Consider the following 18,876-nt stretch of genomic DNA (forward strand, 5'->3'; position numbering starts at 1 on the left):
AAGGCGGCGTCATCCGCCCAGTCAGCAGGATCGCCATGATCGTGAAAGGGCCAACCGCGCCCGACCACCGGGCCAGTTCTGGCTACAGAGCTCGCCCGCTCTGGTTCTAGGGCCTCCAGCCGCCGGCATGGCACATGCGAGCCAAGCTCCAGCCGCGGAGGACATGACATGGCCGATTTCGAAACCGTCCGCAGCGAACTGCTCGCCACGCTGTTCGCCGCCTTTAACCGACACGATAGTGCGGGCGTGATGGCCTGCATGACCGATGACATCATCTTCGACGCGGCCGCAGGCCCCGACAGCTGCGGCCGCCGCATCAGCGGCGCGGCCGATGTGCGCGCCGCGTTCGAGGCCACCTGGGGCGGCATGCCCGACGTCAGCTGGGAATGCACGGGCCATGCGGTGTTCGGCGACCGGGCCCTGTCCGAATGGATCTTCCGAGCAACGGCGCCGGATGGCCGGCGCATCGAGGTGCAGGGCTGCGACCTGTTCGGCTTCCGCGGCGACAAGATCTGCACCAAGAGCGCCTTCCGCAAGGACCGGCCGCCGCAGCCCGCCGCGAGCGGGAGTGCCGCGCGATGAACATGCATGCCTTGCCGACGGCCGCGTACGACCCCCACTACGACCCGCTGGTCGCCGACGGCCCCGGTCGTAACCGCGACTACGCTCCGACCTACTGGATCGCCACCGCCGGCACGCCGCCGGAGAGCGACGGTCCGATCACGACCGATACGACGGCCGACGTCGCCATCATCGGCTCGGGCTATACTGGACTCGCCTGCGCGATCTTCCTGGCCCGCGAGCACGGTATCAAGGCGATCGTCCTCGAAGCCAACCGCGTGGCCTGGGGCTGCAGCACGCGCAATGGCGGCCAGGCCCAGAATGCCTCCGGCCGCCTGACGCGCTCACAATGGATCAAGCGCTGGGGGCTCGACGTCGCCAGGCGCATGCATGCCGAGGTCACTGAGGGTTTCGAGGCCTTCGAGGAGCTGGTGCGATCGAGCCCGATCGATGTCGAGCCGCAGCGCGGCGGTCATCTCTACATTGCTCACCGCCAGCGCAATCTCGACAAGATCGCGGCGGAATCGAAGGTGCTCAACGATGTGTTCGGCTACGCCTCGCGCGTCATCTCGCGTGAGGAATTGGCGAGCGACTTCGTCAATGAGGCCGAGGCCGTCGGCGCGGTGCACGAGCCGCTCGGAACCGGCGTGCATCCGGCCAAGCTCGCCTTCGGCTATCTGCAGATGGCGCGTGCCCTCGGCGTCCGCGTTCATACGGCGAGCCCCGTGACGCGCATCGAGCAGCGCAACGGCAAGTTCGTTCTGCATACGCCGGGCGGTGCCGTTGGTGTGAACGGCGTCGGCATCGCCACCGGTGCCTATACCTCCCTCGGGCTTACGCCGGAATTGTCAGGTCGCTGCATGCCGATCCTGTCGAACTCGCTGGTCACGCGGCCGCTCACCGCGGCCGAGCTTGCGGCGACCGGCTTCAAGACGCGACAGGTGATCACGGACACGCGCACCTTGCGCTTCTACTACCGGCTGCTGCCGGACGACCGCGTCCAGATCGGCAGCCGCAGCGCCATCACCGGCGCCGATGCCACGCAAGACCGACACCTCCAGCTCCTGGTCGACGGCCTGCATCGCAAATTTCCCGCGCTCACGGGCATCGAGATCGACTATTCGTGGTGGGGCTGGGTCGATGTCAGCCACGACATGATGCCGCGCATCGTGCGCCCCGATCCCCAGGAGAAGCTGGTCTATGCGCTCGGCTATGGCGGCAACGGCGTGTCCTATTCGGCTCAGGCCGGCCGCCGCATGGCGCAAATGCTCGCGGGCCAATCCTTCAAGGGACAGGACCTGCCGATCTTCACCTCGCCGCTGCCGACGCACCCCTTCGCGCCATTCCGCCGCATCGGCCAGCGCCTGCTCTATCGCTGGTATCACCTGCGCGACGAGGCGAGCTGAGCCTCTCTACGTGATGCAGACGTTCCTCGCTACGCTTCCCGCTGCATTCAGCAGCACGGCTGGGTGAGGGGTTGGCCGTTTCAGCTCATGGCGTATCTCGGACCGCACTTGATGACACCATCAGACCAAAGCGCAGGTCGATGCTCCGAACTAAGCCAAATTTCTCCCTGACTAACCAGACTTGAGCCCGATGGACTTGATCACGGGACCTAGGCTCGCTGACGTGGCGTCAACAATGCGCTGGAACTGGGCAGGGCTTGAGCGGCTGTCCGGCTCCAGACCTTGGGACCGGTAGGCTGCCTGCAAAGCCGGTTCCGCCATGACGGCACGCGTCGACAGCGCGATCCGGTCGACGATCGAGTCGGGGGTCAGGAGGGGTGCAAACAGACCAAACCATCCCTCGTATCGGAGGTCCGGCATGCCGGACTCGACGGCAGTCGGTATCTCCGGCGCTCCGGGCAGTCGCGTGTCGGTGCTGACCGCGAGTAGCCGAATCGCACCGGCCCGGCTCAATTGCTGTAAGTGCACCGACATGACGGCGATCAACAGCGGGATCTGACCGCTGACCAGATCGTTCGTTGCCAGGGCGATGCCACGATAGGGAATGTGGACGATATCGAGCCCACCTGCCTGCCGCTTGAAGATTTCGCCAACGAGATGATTTCCGGTGCCAACGCCGGGCGTCCCATAGGACAGCTTGCCGGGATTGGCCTTGGCGTAGGCGATCAGGGCTTGCAGATCCTGCGCAGGCACGGACGGATGAATGGCGAAGACCAGTGCGCTCGAGACCAGCCGGTAGATGGCCCGGAAGTCCCCCGCGGAATAGGCGGGCCGTTCTGCCAAGGGGATGATGACCTGCGTGCTGCCGTTGCCCAGAAGTAGCGAGTAGCCGTCAGGCTTTTCGCGCGCGACTGCCGCGGCGCCGATTGCTCCGCCCGCGCCACCGATGTTCTCGGCGTAGACCGGGCCGAGCTGTGATGACATGCCGTCGACCCAGGGGCGCCCGATCTGGTCACCTGCTCCTCCCGCGGCATAGGGAATGACCAGCCGAATACGGCGTGTCGGATAATCGGCCGCTCTCGCGTTGCGTGAGACCGCAGCAAGCCCGCCTGCGCCAGCAGCGGCGCCGATGAGTTGTCGGCGTGAGAGCAAGGGCATTGTCAAATTCTCGCGCTCCGGTTGCCAACAGCAGCATTTGCCCAGCACGAAGCACAGGAACCAGGTTGCATACCAGGCAGATCCTGCCGCTTCCGCCAGTTTACTCCACGCCTCCATCTGGTACAAAAAACCATACAGCTTCCCTGCCCAGGGGACGATGGCGCGTGCCGGAAAATAATAATAAAGACTCGGTCATTTCATTTGGACCATTTAGACTATTCCCCAAGTCCAGGCTCTTGGAGAAGGATGGTGCGCAGCTTCACATCGGCGGGCGCGCCCTCGACATCCTCATCGTGCTTGCCAAGCGGCCCGGCGAGGTCGTCGACAAGCGGGAGCTGGTCAAGAGCATCTGGGCCGACGTGCATGTCGATGAAGGCAGCCTTCGTTTTCATATCGCCGCATTGCGCAAGGTTCTCGGCGATGAAGGAAAATCAGCGCGCTATGTCGTGAACGTTCCCGGACGCGGCTATTGCTTTGCCGCTCCGCTCGCCCCTCCCCCATCTTCAGTCGCGCCTGCTCCCGTCGAAGCCGCGCTGCGCGCACCGCTGCCGCCTTCGCTCGCAAAGATGATCGGACGGGAGGACGTCGTTGACAAGATTTCAAGCGGACTCTCGTTGCACCGGTTCATCACCGTGGTCGGCCCGGGCGGCATCGGCAAGACCGCCGTCGCGGTCACCGTCGCGCATCGCCGCTCCGCTGATTTCGTCGGACAGGTCTTCTTCATCGACTTCGGACCGCTGCGCGATCCCAGGCTCGTCGCAGCCGCAATCGCCTCCGCAGTGGGGCTGCCCGTCGGCGCGGACGATCCGCTACCGGCGCTGCTGGCCAATCTGCAGGATAAGCGGACGCTGCTGGTCTTCGACAGCTGCGAACACGTTCTGGACATCCTGGCGCCGCTTGTCGAACGTCTCATCCGGGACGTGCCGCTACTGCACGTCCTCGCAACCAGCCGTGAGTCGTTCCGCAGCGAGGGCGAGCGGATCTTTCGACTCTTCCCGCTGGACTGTCCGCCCCGGCGCGACGGTCTCGGCGTTGCGGAGATTCTCGCCTACCCCGCCGCACAATTGTTTGTCGAACGCATCGCTCAAGGCTCCGGGCCATTCGAGCTCAGCTCCGAAGATGCGTCGCTGGTGGCGGACATCTGCCGCCGCCTCGACGGCATTGCGCTTGCGATCGAGCTGGCGGCCGGCCGGGTCAACGCCTACGGCATCGCCGGCACGGCATCGCTGCTCGACAGCCGTTTCTCGTTGCAATGGCGCGGCCGGCGCACAGCCATTGCACGACACCAGACACTCAGCGCCGCGCTCGACTGGAGCTACGATCTGCTGTCGGCGTCCGAAGGCACCGTCCTGCGACGACTGTCCGTGTTCGTCGGACCGTTCACGCCGGAGGCTGCCGCGGCTGTCGCATCCGGCGACGGACTCAGCCCGTCCGAAACGAGCGAGGCGATCGACAACCTCGTCACCAAATCGCTGATCGTCACGTCCGGCGCTCGGACATTGCGCTATCGCCTGCTGGACATGACGCGAACCTACGCTCACGCAAAGCTCGCCGCCTCGGGCGAAGAACGACGTCTTGCGCAGCGCCACGCGGAGTATTTCCGCAACCTGCTCAATCACGCCGAAACCGAGACATCCGCGCCGCTGCACGCCTGGTTGAATACCTATGGCGGCGAGCTGGACAATGTCCGCGCCGCGCTGGACTGGGCCTTCTCCGCTGATGGTGACGCTTCGCTCGGCATCGCTCTGACGGCCGCCGCCGTCACGCTGTGGGTACGCCTGTCGCTGTTTGCCGAATGCCGAGAACGGGCGAGGACCGCGCTCGCGGTGCTGGGCGACAGCACGGACGGCGTCGATCGGCTGCGCATGCAGCTCCTGGCCGCCCTCGGCTGGTCGCTGATGTACGGCGAAGGCCGCGCGCGCGAAGCCCGCCCGATCCTCGAGGCGACGCTCGAGCTCGCGGACCGGCTCGATGACAAGGATTTTCGGCTGCGGGCCCTCTGGGGATTGTGCATCGACCAGTTCAACAATGGTGAGTTCGGCAGGGCGCGCGCGCTTGCCGATCGTTTCACCGCCATCGCGGCAAGCTCGCCCGACCAGACCGACCTGATGCTGGCCGACCGGCTCATGGCGGTCGCGCTGCATTATCTCGGAGACCAGACCGAGGCCGGCATCCGCATCGACCGGGTCAATGCATCGCTGCATGTGCTGACCGAGAAGCCGAAGATCTTCCCGCTGGATCTCCGGGTATCAACGCAGTATTTTCGCGCCCGCATCCTGTGGCTGCGGGGCTTGGCCGACCAGGCGCTGGAGCTCGCCGCACGCAACATCGAGGAAGGCCGCGCGAACGGCCATGCGCTCACTTTCTGCAGCGTGCTCGGACAAAGCGCCTGCCTCCTCGCCTTCTTCGCCGGCGACTACGATGCAGCGCGACGCCATGGCGCCGAGTTGCTCGGACATGCCGACCGCCATGCGGTCCGACCCTGGAGTCTCTGGGCGCGCGCCTTCAACGCGATGACGATCGCAAGAAGCGGAGACATCGCGGCAGGCCTGCCGCTGCTGCGCGAGGAGCTCGATCGCGCAGGCGACGCCCGTTTCCTGCCGCGCTTTCTTCCTCTGCTCGGCGAACTGGCCGCTTGCTTTGGCGAGGCAGGCCAGACCGATCGCGGCCTCGCCGCCGTCGAGGACGTCCTCAAGCGCTGCGACGAGCGGCAGGAGCGGTGGTATCTGCCGGAGTTGATCCGTATCAAGGGCGAACTGATGCTGGGGGACGCCGAGCAATCCGCGGGCGCCGAGGCGTGCTTTCGCGAGGCCATGGCTATCGCGGCCCAGCAGGGAGCCAGCTTCTGGCAGCTGAGATGTGCGATCAGCCTCGCTCGCCTTGGAATGACGCAGAACCGAAACGAGGAGGCAGCCGACGTTCTCGGGACCGTCTGCGAGCGGCTTACCGAAGGGGCGAACACCGCCGACGTGCGGATGGCGCGAGCCCTGATGACGCAGCTTCGACGTGATCTATAAAACAAGATCGACGCGATCTCGTTGGCACGTGGATTGCTCCATCAGCAGATCCAGTATTCCCGCGCGATGCCTCAGCCTCCCGCAGCAGCTTGCGCGCGCCGCGGCAGCTTCCAGCCCGGACGAATGAAATGGCAGGTGTAGCCGTCCGGATAACGCTCGAGATAATCCTGATGCTCGGGCTCGGCCTCCCAGAACGCGCCGGCGGCCGCGACTTCGGTCACCACCTTGCCGGGCCAAAGATGCGAGGCATCGACGTCGGCGATCGTGTCTTCGGCGATCCTCTTCTGCTCGTCGCTCGTGTAGAAGATGGCAGAGCGGTAGCTCGTGCCCCGATCGTTGCCCTGACGATCGAGCGTCGTCGGATCGTGAATCTGGAAGAAGAATTCCAGCATCGTCCGGTAGCTCGTCGTCGCGGCATCGAAGATGATCTCGATCGCCTCGGCATGCCCTTCGTGATTGCGGTAGGTCGCGTTCGTCACCTGACCTCCGGTGTAGCCGACTCGCGTCGAGATCACGCCCGGCTGCTTGCGGATGAGATCCTGCATGCCCCAGAAACACCCTCCGGCAAGTACTGCGCGCTCTGTCGTCATGTGATGTGCTCCATTTATCGAGATGGCGTTTCAGCTAGCATAGCAGCTCTTCCCAAGGCTGCGACCTGCGTTAAGCACTCGCTCCCCTGCTAGCGAGCTTATCTTGATCACATCGATGCGACTGAACTTCGGTGGCCGCAAATATCTCGTAGACCGGGTCAACCAGCAAGAGCTGGTATTGCAATGGTCACACGCGTGCCGTTCTTTCCCGTCTCGCCGTGCATCCGAGCCTGAATGCTTCGCGCCAAGCCGTCCAGAATACGACGACCGGTGCCCTGAAGCGGACCGGTTGCACCGATGCCGTTGTCGGCCACCGTGCAGAACCAGCAGCCATCGCGCTGGAGCACATCGACGCGGATGAGTGCATCATTCTTGGCCGGGAAGGCATGCTTAGCAGCGTTAGTGATGAGCTCGGTCAGCATCAGAGCCAGCCGATGACATTGCGACGCGGGAAGCATGCCGTCCTGAATGGCAGCTTCGCAACGGATTCCCGCAGGCTCCAAGATGGCCTCCGACACAGCCCCGCAGAGTGCCTCGAAGAAGGTCGCAACGGACACGGCCGGAAGATCCCCGTCATCTGACAAGACCTGATAGAGCTTGCCGAAGGCGACGAGGCGCCGCTCGAAGCGGTCCACGGCGGCCGACACTTCTCCCGGCCTCACCCGCATAAGATCGCGACGCACCGACGCACCGAGCAGCGTCAGCGTGTTCTTCATCCGATGATGCGACTCCCGCAGCACCAGGTCCCAATCCGCTTGGTCGCCGAGATCGGCAGCCAGATGAGATTGGACAAGATCGCTCTTGAGACGAGTTCCAATTCCGGGCATCGCAGCCTCCCCGCTGATCGTCAGCCTTGGACTGCGACCACAATGGAGGATGCCCGCAATTTTCGCTCGTTAGACGTTGCAAGAATTTGTTATGATCGCTGGGCGAAATGGCCGTGTTGTCGGCTCGGGAGACCGCTCGGCTGACGGTTCTGGTTCAAAGTATCATACGCAAATAAGCGAAACGTTCGACGGGCGAGACGTGCGTGACGGAGTATGACAACCAGGATTCAGCCATTGCTTTCGGACCATTCCGGCTGCGTCCGAAGTCGCGGCTGCTGGAAAAGAATGGCGCTCCGCTGCATCTCGGCGGCCGCGCGCTCGATATCCTGATCTGTCTTGCCGAACGCGCCGGTGAAGTCGTCGACAAGCGTGAGCTCGTCAAACGGGTGTGGGCCGATGTCAATGTGGACGAAGGCAGCCTGCGGTTCCACATCGCCGCGCTGCGCAAGGCGCTCGGCGAAGGCGGCGAAGGCTCCCGCTACATCGTGAACGTGCCTGGACGCGGCTATTGTTTCGCCGTGCCGCTATCGCGGCCGGCGCTGTCGCAGGCTCGACCGGCCGAAATCGCCTCGTCGGTCCGCCTCCTCCCCGCGCCCCTCGCCAGGATGATCGGGCGGGACGATGCGGTTGAAAAGATCACGTCCGAGCTCTCCCTGCATCGGTTCGTCACCATTGTCGGTCCGGGCGGCATCGGCAAGACCTCGGTCGCTCTGGCCGTTGCGCATCGCCAGCTCCCCCTGTTCGACGGTCAAGTCAGCTTCGTCGATTTCGGCGCCGTGACCGATCCCAGGCTGGTGCCGGGCAGCATCGCGAGCGCCCTCGGCCTGACCGTCAATTCCGAGGATCCGATACCGGGACTGCTGACATTCCTGCGCAGCCGGCACATGCTGCTGGTGTTCGACAGCTGCGAGCATCTCCTCGACGAGCTCGCGCCATTGGCCGAACGCCTGGTTCGCGAGGCGCCGAACCTGCACGTCCTGGCGACGAGTCGCGAATCCCTCCGCTCCGAGGGCGAGCGCGTCTATCGGCTGTTCCCGCTGGACTGTCCGCCACAACAGGACGGACTTGGCGTCGCCGAAATTCTCGCCTATCCCGCGAGCCAACTCTTCGTCGAGCGGATCGCCGAGAGCCTCAGCGAATTCGAGCTGAGCCAGGACGAGGCGCCTCTCGTTGCCGACATCTGCCGGCGTCTCGACGGCATCGCCCTGGCGATCGAGCTCGCCGCGGGCCGGGTCAACGCCTACGGAATCGCCGGAACCGCCGAACTCCTCGACAGCCGCTTCTCGCTGCTGTGGCGCGGGCGGCGCACCGCAATCCCCCGGCACCAGACGCTGAGCGCGGCGCTCAGCTGGAGCTACGACCTGTTGCCACCGGTTGAAAGCGCCATGCTACGCGGCCTCTCGGTGTTCGTCGGCCCGTTCACGCTGGAGGCCGCGCTAGCTGTCGCATCATGCCAGGGCATCGACGAGCAGGAGGGCATGGAGGCGATCTCGAACCTGCTCTCCAAATCCCTGATCGCGACCTCTCCCGCGCAGCGGCGGCTCCGGTATCGATTGCTCGATACCACCCGCGCTTTCGTGGCCGACAAGCTCGTCGAGCATGGAGAGGCGCCGCTTGTCGCGCGCGCTCACGCCGAATATTTCCGCGGCTTCCTGCGCGACATTTCGCTCAAGTCCAACGGCCTGCAGAGCGCAGGTGGATTTCTGCCCTACGCAGATCACCTGTCCAATGTGCGGGCCGCGCTGGCCTGGGGCTTCTCCGAGGAAGGCGACCGGGCCGTCGGCGTCGATCTGGCCGCGTCCGCGGCGCAGTTCTTCCTGGAGCTGACGCTGCTGACGGAGTGCTATCGCTGGACCCAGCAGGCGCTGGCGGCACTCGACACGGCGCCTGCGGACACCCGACAGGAGATGACCCTGCAGGCCGCGCTCGGCGTCTCCGTGATGTTCACGCAGGGCAATACAGACGCGGTCCGGTCGGCCTTCACACGAAGCCTGCAGCTCGCCCGCGAGCTCGACGACCTGCATTGGCAGCTATGGCTGTTGCGCGGACTGCACATTTACCTGACCCGCGTCGGGGATTTTCACGGAGCGCTCGGAATCGGCTTGCAGGGCGAGAGCGTCGCCAGCCGGCTGAACGATCCGACCAGCACACTGAACGGCGAATGGATGCTAGGCGTGGCGCATCATTTGATCGGCCATCAGGACAAGGCCGTTCAGTTCTGTGAAAGCGCGATGGTGCACAACCCGGGCTCGCAGCGGTTGAACATCGGGCATCTCGGCTATGACGACCGCATCGTCGCGCTGGTCGCGCTGGCGCGCGGCCTCTGGCTTACCGGCCGCCCCGATCGCGCCATCGAGACGGCCCGGTACACCGTTCGCGAGGCGGAGCAGCTCGAACAGCCGCTGACGCTCGGCATTGCGCTGATCTGGACGATCTATGTGTTTCTGTGGGTCGGCGACTGCGCCAGCGCCGAGAGCATGATCGAGCGGCTCATCGACCACGCCGCCCGACACTTCCTCGGCCCTTACCACGCGGTCGGCGTCGGTCAGAAAGGCTTGCTTCTCCTGCAGCGCGGCGACGTCGACGGCGGCATCGAGCACCTGCGCCGCAGCCAGGCCACCCTGTATGCGACGCGGCACAGGATCATGACCACCGTCTTCGCCACAGCGCTGGCGGAAGGACTGGCGTCGCAAGGCAGGCTTGATGAAGCGCTGGCCACGGTCGACGAGGCGATCGCCCAGATCGGCGACCACGGCGAATCCTTCGACATGCCGGAGATGCTGCGGGTCAGGGGGGATATCCTGGCCCAGTTGGGGAACGACGCGGAGGCAGAGATCTGCCTTCAGAGCGCGCTCGACTTGTCACGCCGGCAATGCGCGATCGCGTGGGAATTGCGCGGAGCCTTGAGCCTCTGCGGCATCTGGCGGCGGACCGGACGTGGCGACGAGGCAAGCCGCATGCTGGAGCCCCTCGTGGCGCAGTTTCAGGAAGGGCTCACAAGCCGAGATTTGGCACGTGCGACGGACTTCCTCGGCGCCATCAATTGATGGAGATCGTCATACGCCAAGCTCCCGCGTCGAGCTCTTGCAACTCCTAACATATTTTAACACGCCAAGCCGTCAATGCACCGCCATGGTGGGTCCGCTTCCGGGTGGACAAGACATGGCTCTTCTTGACGAAGTCATCGATGCGAATGGCGGCATCGCACGCTGGAACAGCCTGAGCCGGTTCACGCTGCATCTTTCCGTCGGTGGGACGCTGTTCTCGAGCGCAGGACATGCCCGCGAATTCAAGGACGTCATCGCGGAGGGATCAACACGGGCACAGTCCGTCCGCTTCACCGGAATCACCGGCGGCGAGCAGTCGGGCTCGTTTCAGCCGGACGCGATCACCATCGAAAGCGTCGATGGCGAGGTCCTGCAGACCTGGAACAACCCCAGCCTCGCATTTGACGCCGGCCCGCAGGCTCTGGCGGACGAACTGCATCTGATCTTCTTCTGCGGCGTCACGATCTGGAACTATTTGACCACGCCCTTTCTCCTCGCGCGTCCCGATGTCGTCGTCGAGGAACTGCCGCCGTGGCAGGAAGGCGTCGAAACCTGGCGGCGCCTGCGTGCACAATTGCCGCCCACCCTTGTCACCTTTGCAGGCGAGCAGATCTTTTACTTCGACGAGAATGCCCTGCAACGCCGGACCGATCACGATCTTCTTGGCATGACCGTCGCGCATTCCTCGTGGGCCCATGAGAGCTTCGGCGGCGTTCTGGTGCCAACCCTGCGCCGCTCGCAGACCCGTCAGCCCGATGGAACCGTGAACGCCAGGCCTGTTCTGATGGACGTCGAGATATTCGACGCCTCTTTCGAGTAGCGGTCGCAAGACAAGCGTGTGGTCCTGGGGCTGATCCAACTCGATCCGCCTTTGCTGGTCAGCTGACCTGGATTTGCGACGTGGGAGAGAAACCTCATGGGACGCGTGCTATCGGTGAATGTCGGCTTGCCATGTGACATCCCCTGGCAAGGCAAGACGGTCCATACTGGCATTTGGAAAGCGCCGGTGAGTGGACCGCGCAAGGTCCGCCGCCTCAATATTGACGGCGATGGACAGGGAGACCTGGCGGGCCACGGCGGCGAGCAACGGGCCGTGCTGGTGTATCAGCACGAATCCTACCAGTATTGGCAGAAGCAGCTGGGTCGCGCCGACCTGACTTACGGGCAGTTCGGCGAAAATCTGACCGTCGACGGCCTGCCGGATGCTGAAGTGTGCATCGGAGACCGCTACCGGATCGGCAGCGCTGTGTTCGAGGTGACGCAGCCTCGGGTGACGTGTTACCGGGTCGGCATCCGAACGAACGAGCCCGACATGGCCGCGCTGCTGGTGAAGCACGGCAGGCCCGGCTTCTATTTTCGTGTGCTGGAAGAAGGTGACGTCGAAGCCGGCGACGAGATCGCGCTGATCGCTTCCGGGCCCGAGCGCATGACCGTCTCCGAGATCGACGCCCTGCTCTATCTGCCAGGTCACCCTCACGAACAGCTGCAGCGTGCCCTGCGCATTCCGGCGCTGAGCGCAGGTTGGCGCCGTTCCTTCGCGGCATTACTCAGCCAGGACGAGCGTGGTGGCGCATCGGGAAACGTTGGACTGAGTCCCCCATCCGGCCCAGCGCCGGCATGGTCCGGGTTTCGCTCCTTCCGCGTGGCGCGCAAAGTGCACGAGAGCGACGATGTCACCTCGCTGTTGCTTGCGCCAGCTGATGGTCAGCCCGTCGCCACCGCCCTCCCCGGACAATTCATTGTCGTGCGCCTCGGAACGCCATCCGAAACCGGGCTCATGCGGAGTTATTCGCTGTCGGGACAGCCAAACGCCGCAGTCTACCGCATCAGCGTCAAGCGCGAACCGCATGGTGCAGCCGGCACCTACATCGACAACCAACTCGATGCCGGCGACATCGTGCAGGCAAGTGCGGCGCGCGGCAGTTTCACGCTGCGCCCGGGTGACGCGCCCGTTATTCTCCTCAGCGCAGGAATTGGCGTGACTCCAGTGCTCGCGATGCTCCACGCGCTAGCCGCCGAAGCTTTGACCAGAGAGGTCTGGTGGTTGCACGGGACCCGCAACGGCCGGGAGCATGCGTTTGCCGCCGAGAGCCGCGAGCTGCTCGCGACGCTCCCGCATCATCACAGCTACATCTTCTACAGCGCGCCAGAGGCTGGAGATCGACTCGCGTCCGATTTCGACGCTGCAGGCCGGCTGAACGCGCAGGCCCTCACCGAACTCGGCGTTCCCCTCCATGGCAATTTCTACATCTGCGGGCCGTCGACCTTCATGAGCGACTTGACCGCCGGCCTGGCCGCGCTGGGCGTCTCGCCTGACCGCATCCATACCGAGCTGTTCGGAACCGGCCCATCGATTTCACCCGGCATCGCCGCGTCGCCGCGCAAGGCGCCGCACCTGCCGGCAGGGCCGACAGGTGCGGGACCGGTGGTGTCGTTCGCCCGGAGCGGTCTCAATGTTCGCTGGAGTTCGTCCTACAAGACGTTGCTAGAGCTCGCTGAGGCCTGTGACGTGCCTGTGCGATGGTCTTGTCGAGCCGGCGTATGCCACACCTGCGAGACCGGGCTGGTGGCAGGAGCGGTGGACTATCAGCCGGCTCCCGCCGATGCCCCGACGGACGGCAACGTGCTGATCTGCTGCGCTCGTCCCCAGGGCGACATCGTGATCGATCTGTGATGGCCGCGGTTTCATGAAACCGTAAAGGAGACGTCAAATGCGATCCGACATGACACAAGGAGCCATCTTCCCGGACTACGAGCTTAGCGACCACACAGGGACGCATCGAAAGCTGTCCGAGTTGCAGGGACAGGATCCGATGGTCGTCGTGCTCGGTCGCGGCGGCTTCTGTCCGAAAGATCGCCGTCAGGCCGAGGGATTGCTAGAGCTCCACCGTGAGATGGAGGTCGGCTATTGCAGGCTGGTCACAATCACGACCGACAACATCACCCAGACGGCCGAATGTCGCAGCGGCGTCGGAGCGCACTGGCCGTTTCTGTCCGACACACGGCGGATCGTGCAGAAGGACCTCGACATCGCCGAGTACACCGATCCCGTCCATAACCCGATGATCCCGCACGTCGTGGTGCTGGAGCCGAGCCGTATCATTCACAAGATCTACAACGGCTACTGGTTCTTCGGACGTCCCACCATCGAAGAACTCCGGCAGGACCTGCGAGCCGTCAGCAGGAAATGCAGACCGGACTGGGACATCACCACGCCGGAACTGAGAGCGGCATGGCAGCAGGGTCGAAAGGATCTGTTCCATCCGTACGGCCGAGCCTCCACCCTCTCCCAGGGCGAACAGAATTAGGGGGACCACGATAGCAGTTCGCCTATCCGGATTACCACGGTTCACCCGAAGCCCGTAACGCCGTTTGACAAGGATCGACCGGCGGCCGCCCGCACAATTCTCAAAGCCGGCTCGGCACACTTGAGCTATCGCAAGGCGCTTTCTGTCGAATTCAGGAAAGGTGTGTTTCGTACTCGAACAGACGTCGTGCGGCCGGTGATGGCCTCGAATAGCTCGGTATTGTGATGACGATGAAGATCCTGACTGACGCCGAATCTGCCCTCAAGGAGGTCGAGCGCGATAGCAACAGGTTGCGATCGAAGGAGCTCCGTAAGGCGATCCAGCAACAAATCGACGAGCAACGAGAGGCCATCAAGGCGCTGCGCCGACTTTACAACTAGCCGGTAGCGCCGCTTGGTGTGGCCGCAGCCTTCTCGCTTCGGTTGGCTGCGGTCTGGCGCTAGCCGGCGGGCGATTGTGATCGGCGGCTGCTCTCGAACAAGAACCAGACCCGGCCTTCGGCTTCGTCGATCCACGGTTCGAGCAGGCTGGCGCTCGCGACGTCCCGGTGCTCCTCGCAGAGCTGGTGGACCTCCCGCATCCGGGCGATCAGCTGCATGTTGTCGTCGCGCAACTCCGCGAGCATGTCGAGCGGCGTCACATACTCCGCATCGTTGTCGATGACCCGCTGCAATCGCGAGACATGCCCGATGGATTTGATGGTCGTTCCGCCGACCTTGCGCACGCGCTCCGCGATGGCGTCCGTCGTCGCGAGGATTTGAGCACCTTGATCGTCCAGCATCAGGTGATGATCGCGGAAGTGCGGCCCCGATGCATGCCAGTGGAAGTTCTTGGTCTTCAGGTAAAGCGCCAGCATGTCCGCCAGCAGCGCGGTCAACGCGCCTGAGACGTCGCGCACAGCATCTGCACCCAGGCCGCTTGGCGTCTGCAGCGGTGCGACCCGGCGTGTCTTCGCTTCTCCAACATCCATTTTCGATCTCTCCCACCTTGTGTCCACGACTCCGTGAAATCAACCGTCTCACCCGGGACGACAGAGCGATAGGATGAACGTCCGGTCTCTCGGCCAATCTCACGCCGGTATTGTGAATCGCACCGTTTGACGGTCGATCACGCGGTGAGTCGGGTCTGCCAGTTCGAACAGGATCCGGTGCGGGCCCGGAGCAAGCCCCACGACGACAACGGTTTCGCCGGATGCGTCGATGAAGTGCCAGCTCGCATCGTCCACCGTGATGTGCACGTGTCCGACCCTCGGCGACACGTCCAAGGCGCCGGCGCCGAACACCGGCAGCACCCGCAGGTTTTCCGTCCGATATTGGATGAAGACCCGTCCCGCCTTGAGCGGCTCTGCGAGCGGCGGATCGACGATCAGCCTGGGGGGCGCTTCATGATCAAGGGCGAGCAAAGCCGACGGACCGCGAACATCGCGAGCCGTCGCCGCATGGAGCGTCACCTCCAGCCCATTGCCGGCCGGCTTGGCGTCCATATCGAAAGAGGCGTCCATGATGGATCTCCTTGCGTGAGGTGAGGTGAGGTGGTCCGGCGCCGAAACGACGCTTACGTCGTCTTGCACCGGGGAGGCGCAGTGCAAACCTGGCGCTGCGCCTCCAAGGCACGAACGAGTGCGGCGATCGTCAGGTGCCTGGCAGTTTTCGTTCGAGAAAGCTACGGATCAAGGGAACCATTTCGTCCGCTTTGTCCTCGAGTGCGAAGTGGCCGGTGTCGATCAGATGCAGCTCGGCATCTGGCAGGTCACGCAGATAAGGACCCGCGCCATCTGCCGGGAAGATGAAGTCGTTCTTGCCCCAGACGATCAGGGTCGGAGGCTTGCGTTCCCGGAAGAACGCCTGAAATTGCGGATAGAGCGGAACGTTCGATCCGTAGTCATAGAAGAGGTCGAGTTGGATATCCATGTTGCCCGGACGATCCAGCAACGTCTGATCGTGCAGTATGCTATCCGGATCGATCCGGCTGACGTCGCTCATCCCGTCAGTGTACTGGAATTTCGTGGTCTCCAGCTTCATCAGGACTTCCAGCGCTTTGCGGTGGGCCGCTGATCCGTCGGCCCAGTAGGCCTTGATCGGATCCCAGAACGTCTTGAGCCCCTCCTCATAGGCATTGCCGTTCTGGATGATCAGCGCGCTCACCCGTTCCGGATGCTTCAGCGCGAGCCGATAGCCGACCGGTGCGCCGTAGTCCATGACATACATCGCGTAGCTCTTGACGTCGAGTTTACCCAGCAGGCCGTCCATCAGGTCGGCGAAGTGAGCGAACGTATAGGCGAACGCCTTGTGGTCGGGAGCTGCGCTCTGGCCGAAGCCCGGATAATCCGGCGCGATCACATGGTAACGCGACGCCAGCTGTGGGATCAGGTTGCGGAACATGTGCGACGATGTCGGAAATCCGTGCAGGAGCAAAACGACCGGAGCATCCGCAGGCCCAGCTTCGCGATAGAAGATGTCGACGTCGTCGATCTTCACCGTCCGATAATGAGTGACCGGGATCGGGCTCGAGCTCGCATCGATGGCCTGCCCCGGTCCGGACACCGCCGCCGGGATTGGCGAAAGTGCAGCAATGGCTGCGGCCAGAGCCGCGATCTTGAAATATCGTAACAGTCGGGTCATGTCTGCTCCTCCTAGATTTTTCGCTTCCGAGACTTCGCCGGCGAGAGATCGAGCAGCCGCCAAAGCCGGAAACGCATATCATCGTCCCCACCCCTGCGCGCTGTTTGCCAAATGTCCGCCGATGTAGGACAGGCTCTGACAGCCGGCCGGCGCCCGCCTGGCGCCGGCCCATGAGCCGCTAGCCCTGAATGAACGAGAGCAGTTCGGCGTTGACGCGGTCCTTGAGGGTCGTGCACATGCCGTGGGGTGCGCCCTCGTAGACGACGAGCTTCGCGTCCTTGATGATCTTGGAGGAGAGCAGCGCGGAGGCACCGATCGGAACGATCTGGTCGTCGTCGCCGTGCAGAACCAGAGTGGGCACGTCGAACCGCTTCAGGTCCTCCGTCAGGTCCGTCTCCGAGAACGCCTTGATGCAGAAGTAGGACGCGGGGAACCCCGCCATCATGCCCTGCAGCCAGAACGACTGCCGGACCCCGTCCGATATCTTGGCTCCGGATCGGTTGTAGCCGTAGAACGGCATGCTCAGATCATAGAAGAACTTCGATCGATCGGCGGCCACATTGGCGCGGAGCTCATCGAATACGGCGATCGGAAGGCCGCCGGCGTTGGCTTCAGTCTTGAGCATGAGCGGCGGAATCGCGCCGATCAGAACGGTCTTCGCCACCCGCTCCGTCCCGTGCCGGCCGATATATCGGGTCACTTCGCCGCCGCCGGTGGAATGCCCGACATGGATCACATGTTTCAGATCAAGCTTGTCGACGAGCGTCGCCAGGTCGTCGGCATAGGTGCTGAGATCGTTGCCCTGCCAAGGCTGGCTCGAACGGCCGTGTCCCCGCCTATCCAGGGCAATGCATCGATAGCCGCGCGAGGCGAGGAAGAACATCTGATCCTCGAAGGCATCCGCACTCAGCGGCCACCCATGACTGAAGACGATCGGCCGGCCGGAGCCCCAATCGTTGTAGTAGATTGTCGTACCGTCCTTTGTCGTGATCGTGCTCATGTCCGCTCCTGCTGTTTTGTCCGGTTTGTCCGGATCATCGATGAAAGCCGCAGAGATCCGCGTTGCTTGCAACTGACGCATCATTGAGGACACGAGCGACAGCTTCTTTTCGTATTCTCTGCTCCTTGTGACGAAAGCACTTCTTTGCGCCGCCCCACCTACCTCTCCTGCGCGCGCTTCCAGGCAGCGGGGCTCGTCTTGACGAAGCGCGAAAATACGCGTGTGAAATGGCTTTGATCGGCGAAGCCAGCATTGAGAGCGATTTCGCTCAACGGTTGATCGCTGTTGAGCATCAGCTCCTTCGATCGTTCGACCCGTTGAGATAACAGCCACTGATGCGGCGGGCAGCCCACCGTCCGCCGGAATGCGTGGCTGAAATGACTGCACGACAGGCGGCACGCTTGCGCGAGATCCGGCAACGTCACATTGCCATTCAGGTCTGAGAGCAGCATGTCCTTGGCCCGGCGCTCTTGCCATGGAGAAAGGCCGCCCCGGGCCATCTGCGGGCGCGCGTCAGGCGATCCATATGCCTTGAGCAAATGGGCCGCCAGCGCTCGCCAGGCGTGGTCGAGAAAGATCCTGCTCACCTGCTCGGGACGGGTCAGAGCGGGCAGAAGCGCCATCGCAACGTTTGTCACGACAGAGTCCGTTCTCTTCTCGGCAAGGGGACAATGGAGTGTCTCGGTCACGCGTGTCCCCTGCCCTTCGGCGACCTCGTCGAAAGCAGACTGCGGTATGTAGAAGTTGGCGACCTGGAACGAGCTCCGGATATCGGCTTGCCAAGAGTGTCGCATGTCGCTGATGTGGATTGTGGCCGCCGGGAGAGGAGGACTGGCACAATGCCTCTCGTCGATCCATAGGTCGTATGACGCGAGCTCATCCAGATGCACGCACACGGCGTAGCCGGCTTTTTTGGCTTGCGATTCTGTAAGACCGTGCCCGGCCCGGCTCCGCGAAGCATGCGAGATCACGACATCGTCGTCGCCGGCCGGAATGTTCAATTGCTTCAGGAGATCAACGCGGGCCAAAGACGTCTGTGCGATCACGACGCTTCCACAATTCGGAGGCGTACGGCGCGTTTTGATCGATCCGAACGTTTGCGCCGGCCATTCTGCACGTGCGGCAGAGTGATGATCGAGTACGCTCATATCAGCCTCCCCGAACGACGGGAGGACACCGCTCTGGACGCCCGCGGGCGTCCGCCCGGAGAACGTCCCAATGGAACGACGGCATGGCATTGGGTCAGCGGACGCAAACCACCCGCGTGTGCCGCATTGTTCGAGGTATACGTGGCCTTGTGATGTTTCAGCCGCGCGCTGATCACCTTGGTATAACACTGCA

General features: G+C 63.6%; 16 protein-coding genes. 8 read left to right on the forward strand and 8 right to left on the reverse strand.

Going from position 1 to position 18,876, the window contains the following annotated elements; genetic code table 11:
- The first annotated feature begins 168 nt into the window (after nt 1–168).
- Together NLR35_RS19570 and NLR35_RS19575 are read left to right on the forward strand one after the other, a co-directional pair.
- Nucleotides 169–582 (forward strand): nuclear transport factor 2 family protein, encoded by a 414-nt coding sequence (locus NLR35_RS19570; protein ID WP_257168159.1) that lies wholly within the window; start codon nt 169–171, stop codon nt 580–582.
- A complete protein-coding gene (locus tag NLR35_RS19575; RefSeq protein WP_257168160.1) occupies nt 579–1,967 on the forward strand; it encodes an FAD-binding oxidoreductase in 1,389 nt (462 codons plus the stop codon). The genes NLR35_RS19570 and NLR35_RS19575 overlap by 4 nt, the downstream gene beginning before the upstream one ends.
- Nucleotides 1,968–2,138: 171 nt before the next feature.
- On the opposite strand, the gene NLR35_RS19580 is transcribed toward NLR35_RS19575, so the two are convergent.
- On the reverse strand, nt 2,139–3,125 hold the full coding sequence (locus NLR35_RS19580; RefSeq protein ID WP_257168227.1) for a tripartite tricarboxylate transporter substrate binding protein: 987 nt from the start codon (nt 3,123–3,125) through the stop codon (nt 2,139–2,141).
- 164 nt (nt 3,126–3,289) lie between these two features.
- Between NLR35_RS19580 and NLR35_RS19585 the strand changes: the two genes are divergently transcribed.
- The gene (locus tag NLR35_RS19585) at nt 3,290–6,142 is read left to right on the forward strand and encodes a helix-turn-helix transcriptional regulator (protein WP_257168161.1); all 2,853 of its coding nucleotides are present in this window, start codon (nt 3,290–3,292) and stop codon (nt 6,140–6,142) included.
- 71 nt (nt 6,143–6,213) lie between these two features.
- Here NLR35_RS19585 and msrA read toward each other — a convergent pair whose 3' ends face one another.
- Nucleotides 6,214–6,732, reverse strand: coding sequence for a peptide-methionine (S)-S-oxide reductase MsrA (gene msrA / locus NLR35_RS19590; RefSeq protein ID WP_257168162.1), 519 nt, complete (start codon nt 6,730–6,732; stop codon nt 6,214–6,216).
- A 158-nt stretch (nt 6,733–6,890) separates the two neighbouring features.
- Nucleotides 6,891–7,559 (reverse strand): sensor histidine kinase, encoded by a 669-nt coding sequence (locus NLR35_RS19595; RefSeq protein WP_257168163.1) that lies wholly within the window; start codon nt 7,557–7,559, stop codon nt 6,891–6,893.
- Nucleotides 7,560–7,762: 203 nt separating this feature from the next.
- Between NLR35_RS19595 and NLR35_RS19600 the strand changes: the two genes are divergently transcribed.
- From NLR35_RS19600 to NLR35_RS19620, 5 genes are all read left to right on the forward strand, one after another.
- Nucleotides 7,763–10,606, forward strand: coding sequence for a helix-turn-helix transcriptional regulator (locus NLR35_RS19600; RefSeq protein WP_257168164.1), 2,844 nt, complete (start codon nt 7,763–7,765; stop codon nt 10,604–10,606).
- Nucleotides 10,607–10,721: 115 nt separating this feature from the next.
- Entirely contained in the window at nt 10,722–11,426 is a 705-nt protein-coding gene (locus NLR35_RS19605) for a hypothetical protein (RefSeq protein ID WP_257168165.1), read from the forward strand.
- A gap of 96 nt (nt 11,427–11,522) precedes the next feature.
- Nucleotides 11,523–13,280, forward strand: coding sequence for an MOSC and FAD-binding oxidoreductase domain-containing protein (locus tag NLR35_RS19610; RefSeq protein WP_257168166.1), 1,758 nt, complete (start codon nt 11,523–11,525; stop codon nt 13,278–13,280).
- A 37-nt stretch (nt 13,281–13,317) separates the two neighbouring features.
- Nucleotides 13,318–13,914: a redoxin domain-containing protein gene (locus tag NLR35_RS19615; RefSeq protein ID WP_257168167.1), complete on the forward strand. Its 597-nt coding sequence runs from the start codon at nt 13,318–13,320 to the stop codon at nt 13,912–13,914.
- 224 nt (nt 13,915–14,138) lie between these two features.
- On the forward strand, nt 14,139–14,294 hold the full coding sequence (locus NLR35_RS19620; RefSeq protein WP_257168168.1) for a hypothetical protein: 156 nt from the start codon (nt 14,139–14,141) through the stop codon (nt 14,292–14,294).
- Between the two features lie 59 nt (nt 14,295–14,353).
- On the opposite strand, the gene NLR35_RS19625 is transcribed toward NLR35_RS19620, so the two are convergent.
- The 5 genes from NLR35_RS19625 to NLR35_RS19645 all read right to left on the reverse strand — a co-directional run bounded on the left by NLR35_RS19625 (nt 14,354) and on the right by NLR35_RS19645 (nt 18,683).
- Complete coding sequence (locus tag NLR35_RS19625) at nt 14,354–14,884, reverse strand: Dps family protein (RefSeq protein WP_257168169.1); 531 nt, start codon at nt 14,882–14,884, stop codon at nt 14,354–14,356.
- Nucleotides 14,885–14,983: 99 nt separating this feature from the next.
- On the reverse strand, nt 14,984–15,415 hold the full coding sequence (locus NLR35_RS19630; RefSeq protein ID WP_257168170.1) for a DUF6130 family protein: 432 nt from the start codon (nt 15,413–15,415) through the stop codon (nt 14,984–14,986).
- Nucleotides 15,416–15,545: 130 nt separating this feature from the next.
- A complete protein-coding gene (locus NLR35_RS19635; protein ID WP_257168228.1) occupies nt 15,546–16,535 on the reverse strand; it encodes an alpha/beta fold hydrolase in 990 nt (329 codons plus the stop codon).
- Nucleotides 16,536–16,713: 178 nt separating this feature from the next.
- Entirely contained in the window at nt 16,714–17,535 is an 822-nt protein-coding gene (locus NLR35_RS19640) for an alpha/beta fold hydrolase (protein WP_257168229.1), read from the reverse strand.
- Between the two features lie 158 nt (nt 17,536–17,693).
- Nucleotides 17,694–18,683: an AraC family transcriptional regulator gene (locus NLR35_RS19645; protein WP_257168171.1), complete on the reverse strand. Its 990-nt coding sequence runs from the start codon at nt 18,681–18,683 to the stop codon at nt 17,694–17,696.
- Nucleotides 18,684–18,876: the final 193 nt, after the last annotated feature.

Origin of the sequence: Bradyrhizobium sp. SRS-191 (assembly GCF_024586915.1) — a bacterium.
Classification (GTDB): domain Bacteria; phylum Pseudomonadota; class Alphaproteobacteria; order Rhizobiales; family Xanthobacteraceae; genus Bradyrhizobium.

Coding starts and splice junctions, on each gene's coding strand:
- NLR35_RS19570 (WP_257168159.1), top strand. CDS start 169: ATGGCCGATTTCGAAACCGTCCGCAGCGAACTGCTCGCCACGCTGTTC.
- NLR35_RS19575 (WP_257168160.1), top strand. CDS start 579: ATGAACATGCATGCCTTGCCGACGGCCGCGTACGACCCCCACTACGAC.
- NLR35_RS19580 (WP_257168227.1), bottom strand. CDS start 3,125: ATGCCCTTGCTCTCACGCCGACAACTCATCGGCGCCGCTGCTGGCGCA.
- msrA (WP_257168162.1), bottom strand. CDS start 6,732: ATGACGACAGAGCGCGCAGTACTTGCCGGAGGGTGTTTCTGGGGCATG.
- NLR35_RS19595 (WP_257168163.1), bottom strand. CDS start 7,559: ATGCCCGGAATTGGAACTCGTCTCAAGAGCGATCTTGTCCAATCTCAT.
- NLR35_RS19605 (WP_257168165.1), top strand. CDS start 10,722: ATGGCTCTTCTTGACGAAGTCATCGATGCGAATGGCGGCATCGCACGC.
- NLR35_RS19610 (WP_257168166.1), top strand. CDS start 11,523: ATGGGACGCGTGCTATCGGTGAATGTCGGCTTGCCATGTGACATCCCC.
- NLR35_RS19615 (WP_257168167.1), top strand. CDS start 13,318: ATGCGATCCGACATGACACAAGGAGCCATCTTCCCGGACTACGAGCTT.
- NLR35_RS19620 (WP_257168168.1), top strand. CDS start 14,139: ATGACGATGAAGATCCTGACTGACGCCGAATCTGCCCTCAAGGAGGTC.
- NLR35_RS19625 (WP_257168169.1), bottom strand. CDS start 14,884: ATGGATGTTGGAGAAGCGAAGACACGCCGGGTCGCACCGCTGCAGACG.
- NLR35_RS19630 (WP_257168170.1), bottom strand. CDS start 15,415: ATGGACGCCTCTTTCGATATGGACGCCAAGCCGGCCGGCAATGGGCTG.
- NLR35_RS19635 (WP_257168228.1), bottom strand. CDS start 16,535: ATGACCCGACTGTTACGATATTTCAAGATCGCGGCTCTGGCCGCAGCC.
- NLR35_RS19640 (WP_257168229.1), bottom strand. CDS start 17,535: ATGAGCACGATCACGACAAAGGACGGTACGACAATCTACTACAACGAT.
- NLR35_RS19645 (WP_257168171.1), bottom strand. CDS start 18,683: ATGAGCGTACTCGATCATCACTCTGCCGCACGTGCAGAATGGCCGGCG.